This window comes from Herbaspirillum sp. 1173 (assembly GCF_031455335.1).
Lineage (GTDB): Bacteria > Pseudomonadota > Gammaproteobacteria > Burkholderiales > Burkholderiaceae_D > Herbaspirillum > Herbaspirillum huttiense.
Window position 1 is genome coordinate 332042 of the sequence record NZ_JAVDSP010000004.1, and the last position, 17698, is coordinate 349739.

Annotated in this window: 16 protein-coding genes; 5 read left to right on the forward strand and 11 right to left on the reverse strand. The window is 63.6% G+C overall.

Features of this window, described 5'->3' with window-relative positions; all coding sequences use genetic code 11:
* The first annotated feature begins 114 nt into the window (after positions 1-114).
* Entirely contained in the window at positions 115-576 is a 462-nt protein-coding gene (rpiB, locus tag J2X56_RS16200; RefSeq protein ID WP_034340041.1) for a ribose 5-phosphate isomerase B, read from the forward strand.
* Positions 577-641: 65 nt separating this feature from the next.
* Positions 642-1601: a sugar-binding transcriptional regulator gene (locus J2X56_RS16205; protein ID WP_121044224.1), complete on the forward strand. Its 960-nt coding sequence runs from the start codon at positions 642-644 to the stop codon at positions 1599-1601.
* 109 nt (positions 1602-1710) lie between these two features.
* Here J2X56_RS16205 and tal read toward each other — a convergent pair whose 3' ends face one another.
* From tal to pgi, 4 genes are all read right to left on the reverse strand, one after another.
* A complete protein-coding gene (tal, locus tag J2X56_RS16210) occupies positions 1711-2646 on the reverse strand; it encodes a transaldolase (protein ID WP_034340035.1) in 936 nt (311 codons plus the stop codon).
* A 105-nt stretch (positions 2647-2751) separates the two neighbouring features.
* A complete protein-coding gene (locus J2X56_RS16215; RefSeq protein WP_034310514.1) occupies positions 2752-3606 on the reverse strand; it encodes an SIS domain-containing protein in 855 nt (284 codons plus the stop codon).
* Between the two features lie 38 nt (positions 3607-3644).
* A complete protein-coding gene (zwf, locus tag J2X56_RS16220; RefSeq protein WP_121044221.1) occupies positions 3645-5111 on the reverse strand; it encodes a glucose-6-phosphate dehydrogenase in 1467 nt (488 codons plus the stop codon).
* A 51-nt stretch (positions 5112-5162) separates the two neighbouring features.
* On the reverse strand, positions 5163-6833 hold the full coding sequence (gene pgi / locus J2X56_RS16225) for a glucose-6-phosphate isomerase (protein ID WP_134137176.1): 1671 nt from the start codon (positions 6831-6833) through the stop codon (positions 5163-5165).
* Between the two features lie 323 nt (positions 6834-7156).
* On the opposite strand from pgi, the gene edd reads away from it, so the two are divergent.
* Both edd and J2X56_RS16235 read left to right on the forward strand, forming a co-directional pair.
* Complete coding sequence (gene edd / locus J2X56_RS16230) at positions 7157-9028, forward strand: phosphogluconate dehydratase (protein WP_134137175.1); 1872 nt, start codon at positions 7157-7159, stop codon at positions 9026-9028.
* A complete protein-coding gene (locus tag J2X56_RS16235; protein WP_121044213.1) occupies positions 9025-9654 on the forward strand; it encodes a bifunctional 4-hydroxy-2-oxoglutarate aldolase/2-dehydro-3-deoxy-phosphogluconate aldolase in 630 nt (209 codons plus the stop codon). Before edd ends, J2X56_RS16235 begins: the two co-directional genes overlap by 4 nt.
* A 97-nt stretch (positions 9655-9751) precedes the next feature.
* Here J2X56_RS16235 and J2X56_RS16240 read toward each other — a convergent pair whose 3' ends face one another.
* The 3 genes from J2X56_RS16240 to J2X56_RS16250 form a co-directional block, all read right to left on the reverse strand.
* Complete coding sequence (locus tag J2X56_RS16240) at positions 9752-10321, reverse strand: YdcF family protein (RefSeq protein ID WP_134137174.1); 570 nt, start codon at positions 10319-10321, stop codon at positions 9752-9754.
* 118 nt (positions 10322-10439) lie between these two features.
* A complete protein-coding gene (gene lgt / locus J2X56_RS16245; protein ID WP_121044207.1) occupies positions 10440-11276 on the reverse strand; it encodes a prolipoprotein diacylglyceryl transferase in 837 nt (278 codons plus the stop codon).
* A gap of 88 nt (positions 11277-11364) precedes the next feature.
* Positions 11365-12267: a LysR substrate-binding domain-containing protein gene (locus J2X56_RS16250; protein ID WP_199725112.1), complete on the reverse strand. Its 903-nt coding sequence runs from the start codon at positions 12265-12267 to the stop codon at positions 11365-11367.
* Between the two features lie 231 nt (positions 12268-12498).
* Here J2X56_RS16250 and J2X56_RS16255 point away from each other — a divergent pair, with 231 nt between their 5' ends.
* Positions 12499-12813, forward strand: a complete 315-nt coding sequence (locus J2X56_RS16255) for a c-type cytochrome (RefSeq protein WP_088755289.1) — start codon at positions 12499-12501, stop codon at positions 12811-12813.
* Between the two features lie 90 nt (positions 12814-12903).
* Here the strand turns inward: J2X56_RS16255 and J2X56_RS16260 are convergent, their stop codons facing one another.
* The 4 genes from J2X56_RS16260 to J2X56_RS16275 are packed head-to-tail and all read right to left on the reverse strand — an operon-like array spanning position 12904 to position 17686.
* On the reverse strand, positions 12904-13908 hold the full coding sequence (locus J2X56_RS16260; protein WP_310160891.1) for a transketolase C-terminal domain-containing protein: 1005 nt from the start codon (positions 13906-13908) through the stop codon (positions 12904-12906).
* Positions 13905-14750, reverse strand: coding sequence for a transketolase (locus tag J2X56_RS16265; protein WP_252697317.1), 846 nt, complete (start codon positions 14748-14750; stop codon positions 13905-13907). Before J2X56_RS16265 ends, J2X56_RS16260 begins: the two co-directional genes overlap by 4 nt.
* A gap of 36 nt (positions 14751-14786) precedes the next feature.
* Positions 14787-16643, reverse strand: coding sequence for a TRAP transporter large permease subunit (locus J2X56_RS16270; protein ID WP_121044201.1), 1857 nt, complete (start codon positions 16641-16643; stop codon positions 14787-14789).
* Positions 16640-17686, reverse strand: coding sequence for a TRAP transporter substrate-binding protein (locus tag J2X56_RS16275; protein ID WP_121044199.1), 1047 nt, complete (start codon positions 17684-17686; stop codon positions 16640-16642). Before J2X56_RS16275 ends, J2X56_RS16270 begins: the two co-directional genes overlap by 4 nt.
* Positions 17687-17698: the final 12 nt, after the last annotated feature.

The window sequence follows — 17698 nt, forward strand, 5'->3', positions numbered from 1 at the left end:
TTTGTGGCGTGCAGAACACTTTTGCATTAGTCTCTTGATGAACAAATGCTCTTCGGTGAATAATTATTCTGGCCGAGCATGAGCAAGGCAGTTCATCGTCACCAGGAGACAAGGATGAAAATAGGTATCGGATGCGACGAAGCGGCGTATGCGCTCAAGGAGGTCATCAAGGCCCATCTGGCGGGAAAGGGCCTTGACGTGGTGGACTTCGGCACCCATGATACGGAGCCCGTGATTTACCCCGACATCGCCTTTGCGGTGGCCGAACAGATCCGGCAAGGGGCGATCGGCCGCGCCGTCCTGCTGTGCGGCACGGGGATCGGCATGGCGATCTCGGCCAACAAGGTGCCGGGGGTGCGCGCGGCGCAATGCCACGACACTTATTCCGCCGAACGGGCCAGCAAGAGCAATGACGCCCAGATCATCACCCTGGGCGCACGCGTGGTCGGGAGCGAACTGGCCAAGGCCATCGTCGATACCTGGCTGGCGGCGGAGTTTTCAGGTGGGCGCTCGACCGAAAAGCTGGAGCGCATCAAAGAGTATGAACATCATTTGCACAATACCAAGCGCCCATAGGCGCAGCGCTTCCGGGTGCAAGCCGGCAGCGACGCAGAGGCAAACGCAAGCCAAGGGGGGAATCCATGTCCATGGATGAATTGACGCGTCTGGCCACGCTGTATTACGTCGACGGCCTGACGCAGCAGGAGCTGTCGGAGCGCTTTTCGATTTCGCGCGCCTCGATTGCGCGCATGCTCAAGCGGGCGCAGGATGAGGGCATCGTGGAAATCCGCGTGCGCCATCATCCGGGCCAGACCATCGAGCTGGAACACGCGCTGATGCAGCGTTTCGGCATCGAGCGTGCGCTCATCTCGGTCAGCCACAACGACCAGGACCGCCAGCGCGCCATGCTGGCCGGTCTGGTGGCCAATCACCTCGACCGCAGCCTGACCGATGACAGCATCGTGGCCGTAGGCATCGGGCGCAACATCAATGCGGTGTCCGAACACGCGGTGTCCAACACGCGGCGCAGCGCCACCTTCGTCTGTGGTATCGGTGGTTACTATCGTGGTGGCGAAGCGATGAACTCCGATCACATCTGCCGTCGCCTGGCCTCGCGTTTCGGTGGCGACAGTGAAACGCTGTATGCCCCGGCACTGGTCAACAATGCGGCCATGCGCGATGCGCTGCTGGCCAATGATGCGGTCCGTCCCACGCTGGACAAGGCGCGCCGCGCGCACGTGGCACTCATCGGGGTGGGCGATATCCATGAAGACAGTCCGATGGTACGCATGGGCTGGTTCTCGCCCCAGGAAATCCTGGAGCTCAAGCGCCATGGTGCGGTAGGCGACATGATGGGCTACGACTTCATCAACATCCAGGGCGAACCCATCCGCACGGAGACGCACTCGCGCGTCATCGGCCTGACGGTGGATGACTTGCGGCGCATTCCCGACGTCATTGCGGTCGCCAGCGAAAGCGGCAAGGCCAGCGCCATGCTGGGCGCGCTGCGTACCGGCACCATCAAGACGCTGGCCACGACCGACAGCATTGCGCATACGCTGCTCACGCTGGAAGAAGCGACCAGGAAGAACGCCGCGTGAGCTGAATCGAAGGATTCCATTGCGCAATGAAGAAGGCCGCATCGTGCAGACGATGCGGCCTTCTTTTTTGGATCACGTTCGTGGACAAGGCGCAGCTGCGCCGTTCTCCTTAACGCAATGCGTCGACGATCTGCTCCAGCTTCACTGCATCAGCCGCGAACTGGCGGATGCCTTCGGCCAGTTTTTCGGTGGCCATCGCATCGCCGTTCAAGGCCAGGCGGAAGGCTTTTTCGTCCAGCGAGATGCGCTCGATATCGGCGGCATCCGCCGCTTCCTTGCTCAGCTTGCGCTCGACCGGGCCATCAGTGTCGGCCAGCTTCTGCAGCAGGTCCGGGCTGATGGTCAGCAGATCGCAACCGGCCAGCTCGACGATCTGCGAGGTATTGCGGAAGCTGGCACCCATCACTTCAGTGGCGTAGCCGAACTTGCGGTAGTAGTTGTAGACCGCCTTGACCGACTGCACGCCCGGATCATCGCTGCCGGTGTAGTCCTGGCCGGTGGACTTCTTGTACCAGTCATAGATGCGGCCGACGAAGGGCGAGATCAGCTGGACACGGGCTTCGGCGCAGGCAATGGCTTGCGGCAGCGAGAACAACAGGGTCAGGTTGCAGCGGATGCCATCCTTTTCCAGAATCTCGGCGGCACGGATGCCTTCCCAGGTGGAGGCGATCTTGATGAGCACGCGCTCGCGGGCAATGCCGGCTTCTTCGTACAGGCGGATCAGTTCGCGGCCCTTGGCGACAGTGCCTTCGGTGTCGAAGGACAGGCGTGCATCGGTCTCGGTGGAGACGCGGCCGGGGATCAGCTTCAGGATTTCCAGGCCGAAGGCGATCAGCAGGCGGTCGATGATTTCATCGGTGCTCTTGCCGGCGTGGGCCTTGACGACCGATTCCAGCAGCGGCTTGTACTCGGCCTTCTGCACGGCCTTGAGGATCAGCGAGGGATTGGTGGTGGCGTCCTGCGGGGCGAAGGCCTTCATCGCCTGGAAATCGCCGGTATCGGCCACGATGGTGGTGTACTGCTTCAACTGGTCAAGCTGGCTCATGGAAAGTCCTGTTGCTAAAGAGAATGAAGGGGACAACGGCATTGTACGCATTGGCGCTGCGCTGTCTGTCGGTCAATGACTGATCCTTGATCCGTCGCAGTCCTCTCAACGGAAGAAGGAATCGAATTGCATGTCGAATTTCTGCAGCGATTTCTGGGCGTTCTGCATCTTCTTGCGGAATTCCGGTCCACGTCGCAGGGCCAGGCCCACGGCGAGGATGTCGATCACCACCAGGTGCGCCAGGCGCGCCGAGATGGGCGTATAGGGATCGATGTTGAAGGACAGATCGATGGGCACCAGCACCGTCGCCAGTTCAGCCAGCGGTGTACCGGACGGGCCCAGCACGATGATGTCGGCACCGCCCTTGCGGGCCAGCTGGATCGAGCGCAGCAGGGCGGCATTGCCGCCACGCTGCGAGATCGCCACCACGCAGTCGCCGGCCTTGAGCAGCGAGGCTGCAATGCTGTGGATGTGCGGGTCGGAGTAGGCCACCGTGGGCACGCCCGAGCGGAAGAACTTGTGCTGGGCGTCGTTGGCCACGATGCCGGAGGTCCCCTGGCCGTAGAACTCGATCTTGTTGGCGCGCGCCAGCACGTCCAGCGCCAGCTGGATCGCATCCGGGTTCAGGTGATTGCGCAGATCCAGCAGCGTGTTGATGGAGCGGCTGCAGATCTTGTTGACCAGGTCAGCGGCGAGGTCATCCTGCGCCAGCGTTTCATCCGCACCGGGCAGGGCCAGTGCCAGGCTCTGCGCGAGCTTCAGCTTGAAGTCGTGCCAGCCCTCGTAACCGATGGCGCGGCAGAAGCGGATCACGGTCGGTTCCGAGACTTCCGCATTCTTGGCCAACGCCGTCAGGTTCTCCGCCAAGGCCAACTGCGGATTGGCGAGGATGGTGGCCGCCACTTTCTTCTCCGACTTGGAGAGGGAGTTGATGTGGGTGCGGATGGAATCAAGCAGCATGGACATGGCAGTGGCCTGGTGACGCTAAGCGTGTGGCCTCAGACCTCGGGCAGCGCTTCTTCGCGCCACTGCAGGCCATCGCGGCCGATCAGTGCGCTCGCGGCAGCCGGGCCCCAGGTGCCGGCGTTGTAGGGCACGGGGTCGGCTTCCTGCTGGTCCCAGTAGGTGAGGATGGGTTCGACCCATTCCCAGGCGGCTTCCAGTTCGTCGCTGCGCATGAAGAGCGTGAGGTGACCGCGCAGCACGTCCAGCAGCAGGCGCTCGTAGGCATCCATGCGCGGGGTCTTGAACTTCTCGCGGAAGTCCAGTTCCAGTTCCACCGGGCGCAGGCGCATGCCGTCGCCGGGCTGCTTGGCCATCAGGTTCATGTGCAGGCCTTCGTCCGGCTGCAGGCGGATCACCAGGCAATTGGGAGTGTCGTTCTGATGCGCGAAGATGGCGTGCGGCACGCTCTTGAAGCGCACCACGATCTCGGCCAGCGAATCGGCCATGCGCTTGCCGGTGCGCAGGTAGAAGGGCACGCCGGCCCAGCGCCAGGTATCGATCTCGGCCTTCACGGCGACATAGGTCTCGGTGCGCGAATCGGGATTGGCGTCGGCTTCCTTGCGATAGCCAGGTACGGCCACGCCATCGACGTGACCGGCGCGGTACTGGCCGCGCACCACGTTCATGGCCAGCGTGGTCGGGGTGAAACGCTTGAGCGAGCGCAGCACCTTCAGTTTTTCATCGCGCACGGCATCGGCCGAGTTCGATACCGGCGGTTCCATTGCCACGATACAGAGCAATTGCAGCAGGTGGTTCTGCAGCATGTCGCGCAGGGCACCGGAAGTGTCGTAGTAATCGAAGCGGCCACCGACGCCGAGCTCTTCGGCGATGGTGATCTGCACGTCGGAAATCCATTCACGGCGCCACAGGGGTTCGAACAGCACATTGCCGAAGCGCAGCGCCAGCAGGTTCTGCACCGCCTCTTTACCGAGGTAGTGGTCGATACGGAAAATCTGCGATTCCTGGAAGTAGCGGCCCACTTGCGCGTTGATGTTGCGCGCGCTTTCGAGGTCGCGGCCGAGCGGTTTTTCCAGCACCACGCGCGAGGTCGGCGTGACCAGGCCGGCCTTGGACAGGTTCTCGCAGATCGAAGCGAACAGGCTGGGCGGTGTGGCCAGGTAGAACACGCGCGCCAGGCCGTCGACTTCGCGCAGGGCTTCCTTCAGGTGGCTGAAGCTGCCGGCTTCCTTGGCATTGACCGAGGCGTATTGCAGGCGGTTGGTGAAGCGGTCCCAGACGCTGGCGTCCAGGTTGGCGGCCGGCACGTGGGGTTTGGAATCCTTTTCCACCAGCTTGAGGAAATCCTCACGCGATTTTTCATCGCGGCCCAGGCAGATGATGCGGGCATCGGCCGGCAGGTCGCGCGCGCGCTCGCGGGCGTACAGCGCCGGCAGCAGCTTGCGCATCGAGAGGTCGCCGGTGCCGCCGAATAAAACCAGATCGAAATCAGAAGTAGCCATGGTGTGTGTTGTCTCTTGTGCGTGAAGTAGCGGGTTGGCGCTACGTGGTTGCTAGCTTTGCTGCCCGGTGCGGGCTGCCTCGCGCGCCAGTGCGATCAGGGCGCTGGTGGAGGCATCATGCCGCGCGGCATCCGGTGCGGTGCCGGACTTCAGTTCGGCCAGGATGGTCTTGGCCAGGACCTTGCCCAGTTCCACGCCCCATTGGTCGAAGCTGTTGATGCCCCAGATCGCGCCCTGCACGAAAGTCTTGTGCTCGTAGAGCGCAATCATCGCGCCCAGTGCATGCGGGCTCAGTTCGGGCAGCAGCAGGGTGTTGCTGGGACGGTTGCCGTCAAAGGTTTTGTGCGGGATCAGGGCCGCGAGTTCCGCCTCCGGCACACCCTGTGCCTGCAGGTCGGCGCGCACTTCGTCGGCGTCCTTGCCGCGCATGAAAGCTTCCGACTGCGCGAAGCAGTTGGCCAGCAGCGCTTCCTGATGCTCGGCAATGGTGTGCGAAGGCTTGAGTACGGCGATGAAATCGATGGGCGTGATGTCCGTGCCCTGGTGCAGCAGCTGGAAATACGCGTGCTGGCCATTGGTGCCGACGTCGCCCCAGATGGCCGGGCAGGTCTGTACCGAGACCGGTGTGCCGTCACGGGTGATGCGCTTGCCGTTGCTCTCCATGTCCAGCTGTTGCAGGTAGGCCGGGAAGAAGCGCAGCCATTGGTGATAGGGCGCAATGGTGAGCGAGGCGCTGTCGAGGAAGTTGCGGTTCCAGATCCCGACCAGGGCCTGGATCACCGGCATGTTCGATTCCAGCGGTGCTTCGCGGAAATGGCGGTCCATCGCGTGGGCGCCGGCCAGGAATTGCGCGAAGTTGTCATAGCCGATCAGCAGGGCGATCGGCAGGCCGATCGCCGACCACACCGAGTAACGGCCACCGACCCAGTCCCAGAAGGGGAACATGTTCTCGGTATCGATGCCGAAGGCCGAGACTTCTTTGGCATTGGTGGAGACGGCCACGAAGTGCTTGGCCAGATCTTCGGACTTGCCATGCTGCAAGAACCACGCGCGCGCCGACTTGGCGTTGAGCATGGTTTCCTGGGTGGTGAAGGTCTTGGAGGCGACGATGAACAGCGTGGTCTCGGGATCGATGCGCGCGAGCACCTCATCCAGATCATGGCCATCGACGTTGGAAACGAAATGCGCCGTCAGGCGAGCGTGGCGATAATCGCGCAGGGCCGTGCAGACCATCTGCGGGCCGAGGAAGGAGCCGCCGATGCCGATGTTGACGATGTCGGTGATCTCGCGCCCGGTGTAGCCGCGCCATTGGCCGCTGCGTACGCGTTCGGAGAAGGCGCGGATGTGCTGCAAGACCGCGTGAACCTCCTGCGCCACGGGCTGTCCGTCCACTTGCGCGGTGCGATCATCAGCCGGTGCGCGCAGGGCAGTGTGCAGGACGGCGCGTTGTTCGGTAAAGTTGATCTTCTCGCCGCTGAACATGGCTTCGCGCAGGGTTTCCACGCCGCGCTCGCGGGCCAGGCTCATCAGCAGAGAGAGCGTGTCGGCATTGAGCCGGTTCTTGGAGTAGTCCAGCAGCAGCCCGGCGGCACGCACGTGCATGCGCTCGAAACGGTCGGGCTGTTGGGCGAACAGGTCGCGCAGATGCCATTGAACTGCCGTGGCGTGATGTGCTTGCAATGCCTGGAAGGCGGCCGTGTCGGTCAGGGCGGTGGTATGCATGAGTTGGGTGTCGGTTGGCTGTCTTGACCTGGTTGGCAGCGCGGCCGGCCGTGGTCATGTTCTCGGGGCAACGCGGTTGACTATACATCAAATGTCGCCAAAGTGGTAGTTTCACTACAGTTTATGACCGGCCCGTTACATTGCCGTGCGGCATCGGCGCGCTGCGCCCCAAAGCCGGAAGTGATAAGGGTTTTGAAGCGGAATGATGTTGACCAATGAAAAGACGGGCGCGACTGGCCTGCTGCAGTGCTCTAAGTGTATGATTTCATTCGGCCAAAATTGTGTAGTAAAATTACAGTGTTAACGCTAACAGGAAACCGACAATGTCTCTCAACGCTACCTTAGCCAGCGTCACCCAACGCATCGCCGAACGTAGCCGTCCTTACCGGACCGCTTATCTCGAACGCCTGGAAGCCGCGCGCCGCAAGGGCGCGCAGCGTGGCGCGCTGGCCTGCACGAACCTGGCGCACGGCTTCGCCGCCTTCCCCGCCAATGACAAGCTGAAGTTGAAGGAAGACAAGGCTCCGTCGCTGGCCATCGTCTCGGCCTACAACGACATGCTGTCCGCGCACCAGCCCTTCGAGCGTTTCCCCCAGATCCTGAAAGAAGCCGCGCGTGAAGCCGGTGCCGTGGCGCAATTCGCTGGCGGCACCCCGGCCATGTGCGATGGCGTGACCCAAGGCCAGAGCGGCATGGAGATGTCGCTGTTTTCGCGCGACGCCATCGCCATGGCCACTGCCATCGCGTTGTCGCACAACATGTTCGATGCGGCGCTGTACCTGGGCGTATGCGACAAGATCGTGCCGGGCCTGTTGATCGGCGCGCTGCATTTCGGCCACCTACCGGCCGTGTTCGTGCCCGCCGGTCCGATGACCAGCGGCATGAGCAACAGCGACAAAGTCAAGATCCGCCAGCTCTACACGGCTGGCAAGATCGGCCGCGCCGAGCTGCTGGAAGCGGAATCGAAGTCCTATCACGGGGCCGGTACCTGCACCTTCTACGGCACCGCCAACAGCAACCAGATGCTGATGGAAGCCATGGGCCTGCACCTGCCGGGTGCCGCCTTCATCACCCCCAATACCCCGCTGCGCGATGCGCTGACCGCTGCGGCCGCCAAGCAGGCTGCCAAGATCACCGACCTCGGTTCGCAATACACGCCAGTGGGCCGCATGATCGACGAGAAGTCCATCGTCAATGCCATCGTCGCGCTGCACGCTACCGGCGGCTCCACCAATCACACCCTGCACCTGGTGGCCATCGCCAAGGCCGCCGGCATCGTGATCGACTGGGACGACTTCGACAAGCTCTCGGCCGTGGTGCCGCTGATCACCAAGATCTACCCCAACGGTACGGCCGACGTGAACCACTTCCATGCGGCTGGTGGCACCGGCTTCGTGCTGCGTGAGCTCATCGATGCCGGCCTGATGCATGACGACGTCACCACCATCCTCGGCCAGGGCCTGCGCCAGCACTGCAAGGAACCGATGCTGGCAGCTGAAGGCGAGAACGGCCGTCCCGGCATCGTCACCTGGCACGATGCGCCCGCCACGAGCGGCGACGAAGGCGTGCTGGGCACGGTGGCCAAGCCGTTTGCGGCCGATGGTGGCCTGAAGCTGCTGCAGGGCAACCTTGGCCGCGCGGTCATCAAGATCTCTGCCGTCAAGCCCGAGCATCGTGTGGTGGAAGCACCTGCCGTGGTATTCCATTCGCAGGAAGCCTTCATGGCCGCCTTCAAGGCCGGCGAGCTGGACCGCGACTTCGTGGCCGTCATCACCTTCCAGGGTCCGCGTGCCAATGGCATGCCGGAGCTGCACTCGCTGACCCCGGCGCTGGGCATCCTGCAGGACAAGGGCCGTCACGTGGCGCTGGTGACCGATGGCCGCATGTCGGGCGCATCGGGTAAAGTACCGGCCGCGATTCACGTCACGCCGGAAGTGCTGGGCGGTGGTCCGCTGGGCCGCGTTCGCACCGGTGACATCATCCGCCTGGACGCCGATGCGGGTACGCTGCAAGCCAAGGTGGAGGCAGCCGAGTGGGAAGCACGTGGCCTGGACAGCAGCGACCTGTCGGGCAATCAGCACGGCATGGGCCGTGAATTGTTCAGTCTGTTCCGCAACGCGGTGGGAACCGCAGAAGAGGGTGGCGCCACCTTTGGCCTGCCGCCGATTTTTGAGAAAGAGAAAGTCACGGTATGAAGACCACACTGGAAATCATGCGCGCCTCGCCGGTCATCCCGGTGATCGCCATCGACAAGTTCGAACACGCCGTGCCGCTGGCACGCGCCCTGGTCGCGGGCGGGATCCGCGTGCTGGAAATCACCCTGCGCACCGAACACGGCCTGCCGGCTATCCGTGCGATTGCCGAGTCGGTGCCGGACGCCATCGTGGGCGTGGGTACGCTGACTTCGCCCGAAGAGTTCATTGCCTCGCGTGATGCAGGTGCGGTCTTTGGCGTCTCGCCGGGCCTGACCCCGGCGCTGATCGAAGCGGCCAAGCGCAGCGGCCTGCCGCTGCTGCCGGGCGTGATGACGCCGTCCGAAGTGATGGCTGCGCGCGAAGCCGGCTTCCGTCAGTTGAAGCTGTTCCCGGCTGTGCCGGCCGGTGGCGTGGGCATGCTCAACGGTATTGCCGGCCCCTTGTCCGATGTGTCGTTCTGCCCGACGGGCGGTATTACGCAAGAGACGGCACCGCAGTTCCTGGCGTGCAAGAACGTCGTGTGCGTGGGCGGCTCCTGGCTGACCCCGAAGGCGGCCATCGAGGCCGGTGACTGGGACAAGATCACCGAGATCGCCAAGGCGGCGGCTGCGTTGAAGAAGGCTTGAGTTTTCCACAGCCTTGAGAGAGGACGGTGACGGGTTTTTCCGGCCGTTTGATCGAATCAAAAAAGCCCCGGTTTGCAGCCGGGGCTTTTTGTTTTGGTCATTGTCTGCTGCCCAGCCAGTAGGCTGGTAGTGCGATCATTTCGCGAGCGAGGGAATAGAAATCACGGGCTTCAAAGTAGTTCGCATGTGCTGAATGAACGGTGTCGATGCCGACGCGGTGCAGCGCGTAACGGCTGCGCGGAATGTGGAAGAACTGCGTGACGACCAGGGCGCTGCGTAAACCCTGGGCCTGCATGATCGCTGCGCTGTTGACCGCCGTTGCCATGGTCGTGTTGCCCTGCTCATCCAGAAGGATGGCCGAACGGGGAACGGATTGTACTTCGCTCAGGTAGGCGGCCATGACTTGCGCCTCGCTGAAGCCTTCCTTGCCTGTGCCTCCGCTGACGATGATGTGCCGGAACATGCCTTGCCGATACAGTTCGGCGGTCTTGTCCAGTCTTGCGCGAAGGCGGTCAGAGGGCGTGCCGTCCGGCATGACCTTGGAGCCGAGTACGATGCCCGCATCGCTCTTCTGGATGTCATCGAGCAGGCCGGTCAGTACGATGCCCAGCAGGCATGTCATGACGATCAAGAGGACGCTTGTCGTGATGAGGATGAGTCGTTTCATTGGAGTGGTCAGAGGGTGATTGCAGGGTGATGAATCAAGAAAAAAGGGCGGGCGCGATGGATATCGCTGCCCGCCCTTTTTGCCTGTCTTTGTTTTTCTTTTACCAGTTTTTGCTTGTCTAGTTCTTGGCCACTACTGCCGGCTCCACCGGCGCTTGCGCCTGCTGCCTGAGCCTGTAAGCCAACACCAGCAAGATGATCCCCAGCACGATCATCGGCACCGACAGCATCTGCCCGGCCGAGATGGTGATGCCACCGAAATGCACCTCATAATCCGGCACGCGGAAATACTCGGTGAAGAAGCGCGCGCAGCCATACAGCAGCGAGAACATGCCCGCCACCGCCATGCGGGGACGCGAGTGGCGTGCGAAGATCCACAGGATGATGAACAGCAGGATGCCGTCGACCAGCATCTGGTAGATCGGCGAAGGATGGCGCGGGATGTTGTCGACGTTGGGCCAGATCATGGCCCAGGGCAGCGAAGGATCGGCCGGACGGCCCGGCAGTTCTGCATTGATGAAGTTGCCCAGGCGGCCGGCCGCGTACCCCAGCGGCACCATCGGTGCGATGAAGTCCATGATGTCCATCAGGTTGCGGCCGCGCTTGCGGCCCCACAGGTACATCGCCAGCATCACGCCCAGGAAGCCGCCGTGGAAGGACATGCCGCCCTTCCAGACCGCGATCATGTCGGCCGGATGCGCAAAGTAATACGCCGGGTTGTAGAACAGGATCTCGCCCAGCCGCCCGCCCAACACCACCCCGAGCACGCCATAGAAGAGCATGTCGTCGAGGTCCTCCTTCTTCCAGCCGACGGCGGCAATGTGCGGCTGCTTGATGCGCAGGCGTCCCAGCGCGATGAATTGGGCAAAGGCCAGCAGGTACATCAGGCCATACCAGTGGACGGCCAGCGGCCCGATGTGGATGGCGATCGGGTCGGGCATGGGGTGGACGAGCATGAGTTTGATCTTTCTGTTGTTGGGCGGAACGGCGGTTGGAGCGCGCCGGCTTGCGCAAGTTCGCGGCAGCCATTCCCATGCGGCGGGATCAGGCAGGCATGTCCAGCAGCTCCAGCAGAGCGCGCAGCACGCCGGACGGGTTGTCGCGCCGCCAGGCCAGGCCGGTCTGGATTTCCGGTGCCGCATCCGAGAGCCGGCGATAGTCCACGCCCGGGCGTTTCAAATTCGAGACGGATTGTGGCACAAGCGCCATTCCCATGCCAGCCGAGACCAGGCCGACGATGGTCTGCATCTGGATTGCCTCCTGGCCGATATGGGGCGTCACGCCCGCATCGCGAAAGCAGGACAGGATGGTGTCATGGAAGGCCGGTGCAATGCGGCGCGGGAAAATGATCAGCGGCAGCTCGCGCAGGCTCCTGAGCGACACCGGTCCGCGTCTCTTGACCGCGCCTTCGGGCAGCGCCGCAATCAGCGGCTCCGACAGCACCGGACGCACATCCAGCACGGCGGCGGCTTTCTCCGGCAGTGGCGGCAGCAGCAGGCCGGCGTCGATCTTGCCCTGCATCAGGTCTTCCAGCTGGATATCGGTGGTGGCTTCGCGCAATTCGATCTGAACTTGCGGATAACGCGCCCGGAAGCGCTGCAGGAGCGGGGGCAGGATGCTGTAGTCCGCACTCGATATGAAGGAAAGCGATAAAAGTCCGGAGGCCCCGCTGGCCGCGCGCCGGGCCAGGTCGGGCAGGGCGGCGGCCTGTTGCAGGATGCGCTGGACCTCCGGCAGCAATGCCTCGCCGGCCGGCGTGAGCGCCACGCTGCGCTTGGTGCGCTGGAACAGGGGCGTACCCAGTTGCTCCTCCAGCGCGGCGATGGTTTGCGATAGCGGCGGCTGGGTCATGTGCAGGCGCGCGGCGGCGCGGCCGAAATGCTTTTCTTCGGCGACGGCGGCAAAGTAGCGCAGCTGGCGCAATTCCAGGCGGGGATGGTCGGACATGGACTGATATCGGATCCGAATGAGTCGGGCGTCCATGATATCCCCGGCCTTGCAGGGCGACAAGGCGAGGGGGGCGTGATATTTCCGTCATGGAATTTGATCTATGACAGATATACGCGAGGGCAGATAGAGGGGGCGTGGCGAAGCCGGGTAGAATAGCCCCGCCTGCGAAGCGCCTGGAGAATGCCGCTGCAGGCCTGACCGTCGTCCACCGCTTGCTGAGGAGCCCCCATGAAATACCTGTTGTTGATCGCCACCCTGGTGGCCGGTTCGGCCATTTCCGCCGAAGCCATGGCCAATGCGCAACTGGCCAAGTCCAAGAATTGCATGGCCTGCCACTCGGTGGATGCCAAGATCGTCGGCCCCGCCTTCAAGGAAGTGGCCAAGAAATACGCCGGCCAGAAGGATGCCGAAGCCAAGCTGACCCAGAAGGTCCTCAATGGCGGCGGTGGTGTCTGGGGCGCGGTAGCGATGCCGGCCAACAAGGGCCAGGTGACCGAGGCTGAGGCGAAGGAACTGGTGAAGTGGGTGTTGAGCCTGAAGTAAGCGTCAGCAAACCGCCATGAAAAAAGGAGACCGAGGTCTCCTTTTTTATCGTCTGCGTTCTGGTCAGCGTCCGTATGCGCTGACAAGCGATTACTTCAACCACTCCCTGATCCGCCGGCTCAACACCTCGCAACTGATCCCATACCGGTCATGCAAGGTCGGCAGCGCTCCTGCATCGAGGAAGGCATCCGGTAGCCCGGCCATCTGGAAACCCGCCGGCTGCACGCGGTGGCGCATCAGCGTGGTGGCAACGATCTCGCCCAGGCCGCCGATGACCGAATGGTTCTCGGCTACCACCACCAGACGGTTCTTCTTGCTGACCTGCTCCACCACCGTGGCTTCGTCAAAGGGCTTGATGGTCGGGCAGTGCAGCACGCCCACGCTGACGTTGTCGGCTTCCAGCGCCTTGGCCACTTCCAGTGCGCGCATGGTCATGAAGCCGCTGGAGATGATCAGCACGTCGTTGCCATCGCGGATCTCTTTGGCTTTGCCCAGCTCGAACTGGTAGTCGTATTCATCCAGCACCAGTGGCACGTTGCCGCGCGCCAGGCGCATGTAGACCGGGCCCTGGTGCGCCGCGATCTGCGGCACCGCCTGTTCCAGGTCCAGCGCATCGCAGGGGTCGACGATGGTGAGGCCCGGAATGGCGCGCATCATCGCCAGGTCCTCGGTGGCCTGGTGACTGGGGCCGTAACCGGTAGTCAGGCCGGGTAGGGCGCAGCAGATCTTCACGTTCAGGTTTTCTTCGGCGATCACCTGGTGGATGAAGTCATACGCACGCCGCGTGGCAAAGACCGCATAGGTGGTGGCGAAGGGCACCAGTCCCTCCTTGGCCATGCCGCCGGCGGAGGCCATGAGCAACTGCTCGGCCATGCCCATCTGGAAGAAGCGCTCGGGATACGCCTTCTGGAACAGATGCAGGTCGGTGTACTTGGCCAGGTCAGCGGTGAGGCCCACGATCTCGGGGCGGTCCGCTGCGTATTCCACCAGGGCCTTGCCGAACGGGGCCGCCTGCACGCGCTGCCCTTCGGCGGCGATGGAGGCGATCATGGCCGAAGTGGTCAGGCGCGGTTTCTTCTCTGCGACGGTGTTCATGCTTGGCTTCCTTGTTGATAAGACTGGTCGAGGATGGACAGCGCCTGCTGCCATTCGGGCGGATCCACACGGATGAAGTGGTTCTTCTCGCGCTGCTCCAGGAAGGGCACGCCCTTGCCCATCAGGGTATCGAACAGGATCACGCGCGGCTTGGCGTCCTTGAGGTGGCGGGCATTGTCGAAGGCCTGCACCACGGCGGCCAGGTCGTTGCCATCGACCCGCTGCACGTACCAGCCGAAGGACGCCCACTTGTCGGCCAGCGGCTCAAAGCCCATCACCTTGCTGGAAGGACCATCGGCCTGCTGGTTGTTGATGTCGACCAGGCAGATCAGGTTGCCCAGCTGGTGGTGGGCCGCGCCCATGGCGGCTTCCCAGGTCGAGCCCTCATCCAGTTCGCCATCGGACATGGAGTTGTAGACGAAGGCCGGATTGTGGTTGTAGCGCAGGCCCAGCGCCATGCCCACGCCGATGGCCAGGCCCTGGCCCAGCGAGCCGCCGGAGATTTCCATGCCCGGCGTATAGGTCGCCATGCCCGACATGGGCAGGCGGCTGTCATCGCTGCCGTAGGATTCCAGCTCTTCATCGGGGACGATGCCGGCCTCGATCAGGGCGGCATACAGGGCGATGGCGTAGTGCCCGTGCGAGAGCAGGAAGCGGTCGCGGCCGCTCCATTCCGGATCATCCGGGCGCAGTTGCATGGCGTGCTTGTAGGCCACGGCCAGCACGTCGGCCCAGCCCAGCGCCTGGCCGATGTAGCCCTGGCCCTGGACCTCGCCCATGCGCACGGCATTGCGGCGGATGCGGTATGCGCTTGCGCGCAGGTTTGCCAAATTGTCAGACATTGCGAGTCCTTGCTAGAGGAATGAAAACGTAAAAAATCACAGGAAGCCAATCGAGAACCACGGCACGAAGGCGACGATCAGCAGGCCCACCACCAGCGCGCCGAGATACGGCCAGATGCGCTTGACGGCGACGTCCGGATGCACGCGGCCGATGGTGCAGGCGGCGTAGTAGCCCAGGCCGAAGGGCGGTGCGAACAGGCCCACGCCCATGGAGAGGATGATGACCATGGCGTAATGCACCTCATGCACGCCGATGGCCTTGGCCACCGGGAACAGCAGCGGCGCGAACAGCACCATGGCCGGGATTCCCTCCAGCACGCTGCCCAGCACGATGAAGGCGGCGATCGACACCAGCAGGAAGCCATACTTGCCCCCCGGCACACTGGTCATGGCCTCGGCCAGCGCATGCGAGAAGCCCGACTGCGTCAGCGCCCACGACATGCCGGTAGCGGTGCCGATGATGAACAGGATCGCGCCCGACAAGGCAGCCGTATCGACCAGCATCGGATAGAGCCGCTTCCAGTCGAACTGGCGATACACCAACAGACCCGCCACCACCGAATAGGCGATGCCGATGGTGGAGACCTCGGTGGCCGTGGCCACGCCTTCGACCACGGCAGTGCGGATCAGGATCGGCAGCAGCAGCGCGGGCAGGGCGATGATGAGCGTGCGCAGCACTACGCGGCCGGGCGCGCGCTGGATGCCTTCGAGAATCTCGGCGCTGCGCCAGCGTGCCAGGATCGCCAGCAGCACCGCCAGCACGATGCCCGGCATGATGCCGCCGGTGAACAGCGCCGCAATCGATACCCCTGCCACCGAACCGATGGTGATCAACACCAGCGAGGGCGGAATGGTCTCGGCCATGGCACCCGAGGCCGCCAGCAGCGAAATGAGTTCGCCCTCGTGATTGCCACGGCGCTTCATCTCCGGCAGCAGCACCGGGGCCACGGCCGCCATGTCGGCGGTCTTGGCGCCGGAGATGCCCGAGACCAGCAGCATCGCCCCCAGCAGCACGTAGTTCAGGCCGCCGCGCACGTGGCCCAGCAGCGATGCCAGGAAATCCACCATGGCCTTGGCCATGCCGGTCATCTCCACCAGATGGCCCAGCAGGATGAACAGCGGCACGGCAAGCAGGATCAGCGAGGACATGCCTTCGTCGAAGCGCCCCGCCACCACGGCCAGCGGACTGGTGGTGACCGTGAGCATGAAGGCCACCGTCGCCAGGCCGAAGCAGAAGGCGATGGGAATGCCCAGCAGCACCGACACCCCCAGCACCACTCCGAAGAACACCACCAGGTTCCAGTTGCCGATGGCCTGCAGCCAGCCTGCGCCCAGATACATGGCACCGGCCACCACGGCCAGCAGGACCACCACGCCGGCCAGGTCGACCAGCTTCTGGCGCGAGATACGCAGCAGCGACAGCGCAATCATCAGCGCCGCACCGACCGCCACGGCCGCCGCACGCACGGTGTTGGGCCAGCCCAGCGCCGGGGTCTGCACGAACATTTCGTCTTCGGCGTATTCCCACATCGGATGCATCAGGATCAGCAGCATCACGCAGGGCGCGATGATGGCCAGGGCTTCGGCCCAGGCCTTGCCGCGTTCGCTCATGAAGCCCACCAGCACGGTGGTGCGCATGTGGGTACCGCGCCGCAGGGCCACGGCCGCGCCCAGGTTGGCAAGCCAGAGGAAGAGGATGGACGCCAGTTCATCGGCCCAGGGGATCGGGTTGTTGAAGATGAAGCGCATGATCACGCCCGCCAGCAGGACCACCACCTCGCCCACCACCAGCGCCGCGGCAGGAATCTCGATGGCCAGGCCCAGCCAGTTTTCCAGGCGCGCCGCCAAGGAGCGATCATCCGTCACCGGCTGCTCCAGCGACAGGGCGCTCATCCCAGGCTCCCGACGGCGTTCTGCAGCAGCTTCCATGCATCGTCGCCGAACTTGGCGCGCATGTCCTTGTAGAAGTTGGCCTGCGCCAGTGCAGCCTTGAAGGAATCCTTGTCGGCCTCGATGATCTGCACGCCCTTGCCCTGCAGGTCATTGCGGGCGAAGCCGGCCAGCGAGGCGATGTCGGCGCGTTCATCCGTGGCGGCCTTGTCCAGTTCGCGGCGCACGATTTCCTGGATGTCCTTGGGCAGCTTCTCGAAGGCGCGGCGGTTGCCGAGGATCCAGTAGGCATCCCACACGTGATTGGAGATGGTGCAGAACTTCTGGACCTCGTACAGGCGTGCGGTGCTGATGATGGCCAGCGGGTTTTCCTGGCCTTCGACCAGCTTGGTCTGCAGCGACGAATAGACTTCGTTGAAGTTGATCGGCGTGGGGCTGGCACCGAGCGCGGTGAAGAGCGAAGTCAGCATCGGTGCCGCCGGCACGCGCAGCTTCAGTCCCTTGAGGTCGCCCGCAGTCTTGATCGGTTTGGTCGAGGTGGTGATCTGGCGGAAGCCATTGTCCCAGGGTTTGGACATGGTCAGCAGCCCCACCTTCTCGATCTGCGCACGCACATAGGCCCCCAGCGGGCCATCCATGGCCTGCCAGACCTCCTTGTAGTCGTGGAAGGCGAAACCGGTGTTGACGATGCCGGCTGCCGGCACCAGGGTCGACAGCACCACGCTGGCCTGGTTGAAGAATTCCACACCGCCATTGCGGATCTGCGACATCAGGTCGGTATCCGAACCCAGCTGGTTGGCCGGGAACAGCTTGATGTCCAGCCGGCCGCCGGTGGCTTCACGGATGCGGTCGATGGCCTGCTGCGCACGCTTGTTGACCGGGTGCGACGGATCCTGTCCGGTGGCGAACTTGTAGTTGAACTCGGCCGCATGGGCCGGACGGCTCATGATGGAAAACAGCGGCAGCGCCGCGCCCACGGCACCGGCCTTGAGCAGCTGGCGGCGGCTCAGGGTGGTCTTGCCGGGTTTGCTGTTGTCTTGGGTCATGTCTGGTCTCCT

What these genes read in the sequence shown, in the direction of transcription:
- J2X56_RS16255 (WP_088755289.1), top strand. Translation starts at nt 12,499, where the DNA reads ATGAAATACCTGTTGTTGATCGCCACCCTGGTGGCCGGTTCGGCCATT.
- zwf (WP_121044221.1), bottom strand. Translation starts at nt 5,111, where the DNA reads ATGGCTACTTCTGATTTCGATCTGGTTTTATTCGGCGGCACCGGCGAC.
- J2X56_RS16235 (WP_121044213.1), top strand. Translation starts at nt 9,025, where the DNA reads ATGAAGACCACACTGGAAATCATGCGCGCCTCGCCGGTCATCCCGGTG.
- J2X56_RS16270 (WP_121044201.1), bottom strand. Translation starts at nt 16,643, where the DNA reads ATGAGCGCCCTGTCGCTGGAGCAGCCGGTGACGGATGATCGCTCCTTG.
- J2X56_RS16240 (WP_134137174.1), bottom strand. Translation starts at nt 10,321, where the DNA reads ATGAAACGACTCATCCTCATCACGACAAGCGTCCTCTTGATCGTCATG.
- J2X56_RS16275 (WP_121044199.1), bottom strand. Translation starts at nt 17,686, where the DNA reads ATGACCCAAGACAACAGCAAACCCGGCAAGACCACCCTGAGCCGCCGC.
- tal (WP_034340035.1), bottom strand. Translation starts at nt 2,646, where the DNA reads ATGAGCCAGCTTGACCAGTTGAAGCAGTACACCACCATCGTGGCCGAT.
- J2X56_RS16265 (WP_252697317.1), bottom strand. Translation starts at nt 14,750, where the DNA reads ATGTCTGACAATTTGGCAAACCTGCGCGCAAGCGCATACCGCATCCGC.
- pgi (WP_134137176.1), bottom strand. Translation starts at nt 6,833, where the DNA reads ATGCATACCACCGCCCTGACCGACACGGCCGCCTTCCAGGCATTGCAA.
- J2X56_RS16260 (WP_310160891.1), bottom strand. Translation starts at nt 13,908, where the DNA reads ATGAACACCGTCGCAGAGAAGAAACCGCGCCTGACCACTTCGGCCATG.
- lgt (WP_121044207.1), bottom strand. Translation starts at nt 11,276, where the DNA reads ATGCTCGTCCACCCCATGCCCGACCCGATCGCCATCCACATCGGGCCG.
- J2X56_RS16250 (WP_199725112.1), bottom strand. Translation starts at nt 12,267, where the DNA reads ATGTCCGACCATCCCCGCCTGGAATTGCGCCAGCTGCGCTACTTTGCC.
- rpiB (WP_034340041.1), top strand. Translation starts at nt 115, where the DNA reads ATGAAAATAGGTATCGGATGCGACGAAGCGGCGTATGCGCTCAAGGAG.
- J2X56_RS16205 (WP_121044224.1), top strand. Translation starts at nt 642, where the DNA reads ATGTCCATGGATGAATTGACGCGTCTGGCCACGCTGTATTACGTCGAC.
- J2X56_RS16215 (WP_034310514.1), bottom strand. Translation starts at nt 3,606, where the DNA reads ATGCTGCTTGATTCCATCCGCACCCACATCAACTCCCTCTCCAAGTCG.
- edd (WP_134137175.1), top strand. Translation starts at nt 7,157, where the DNA reads ATGTCTCTCAACGCTACCTTAGCCAGCGTCACCCAACGCATCGCCGAA.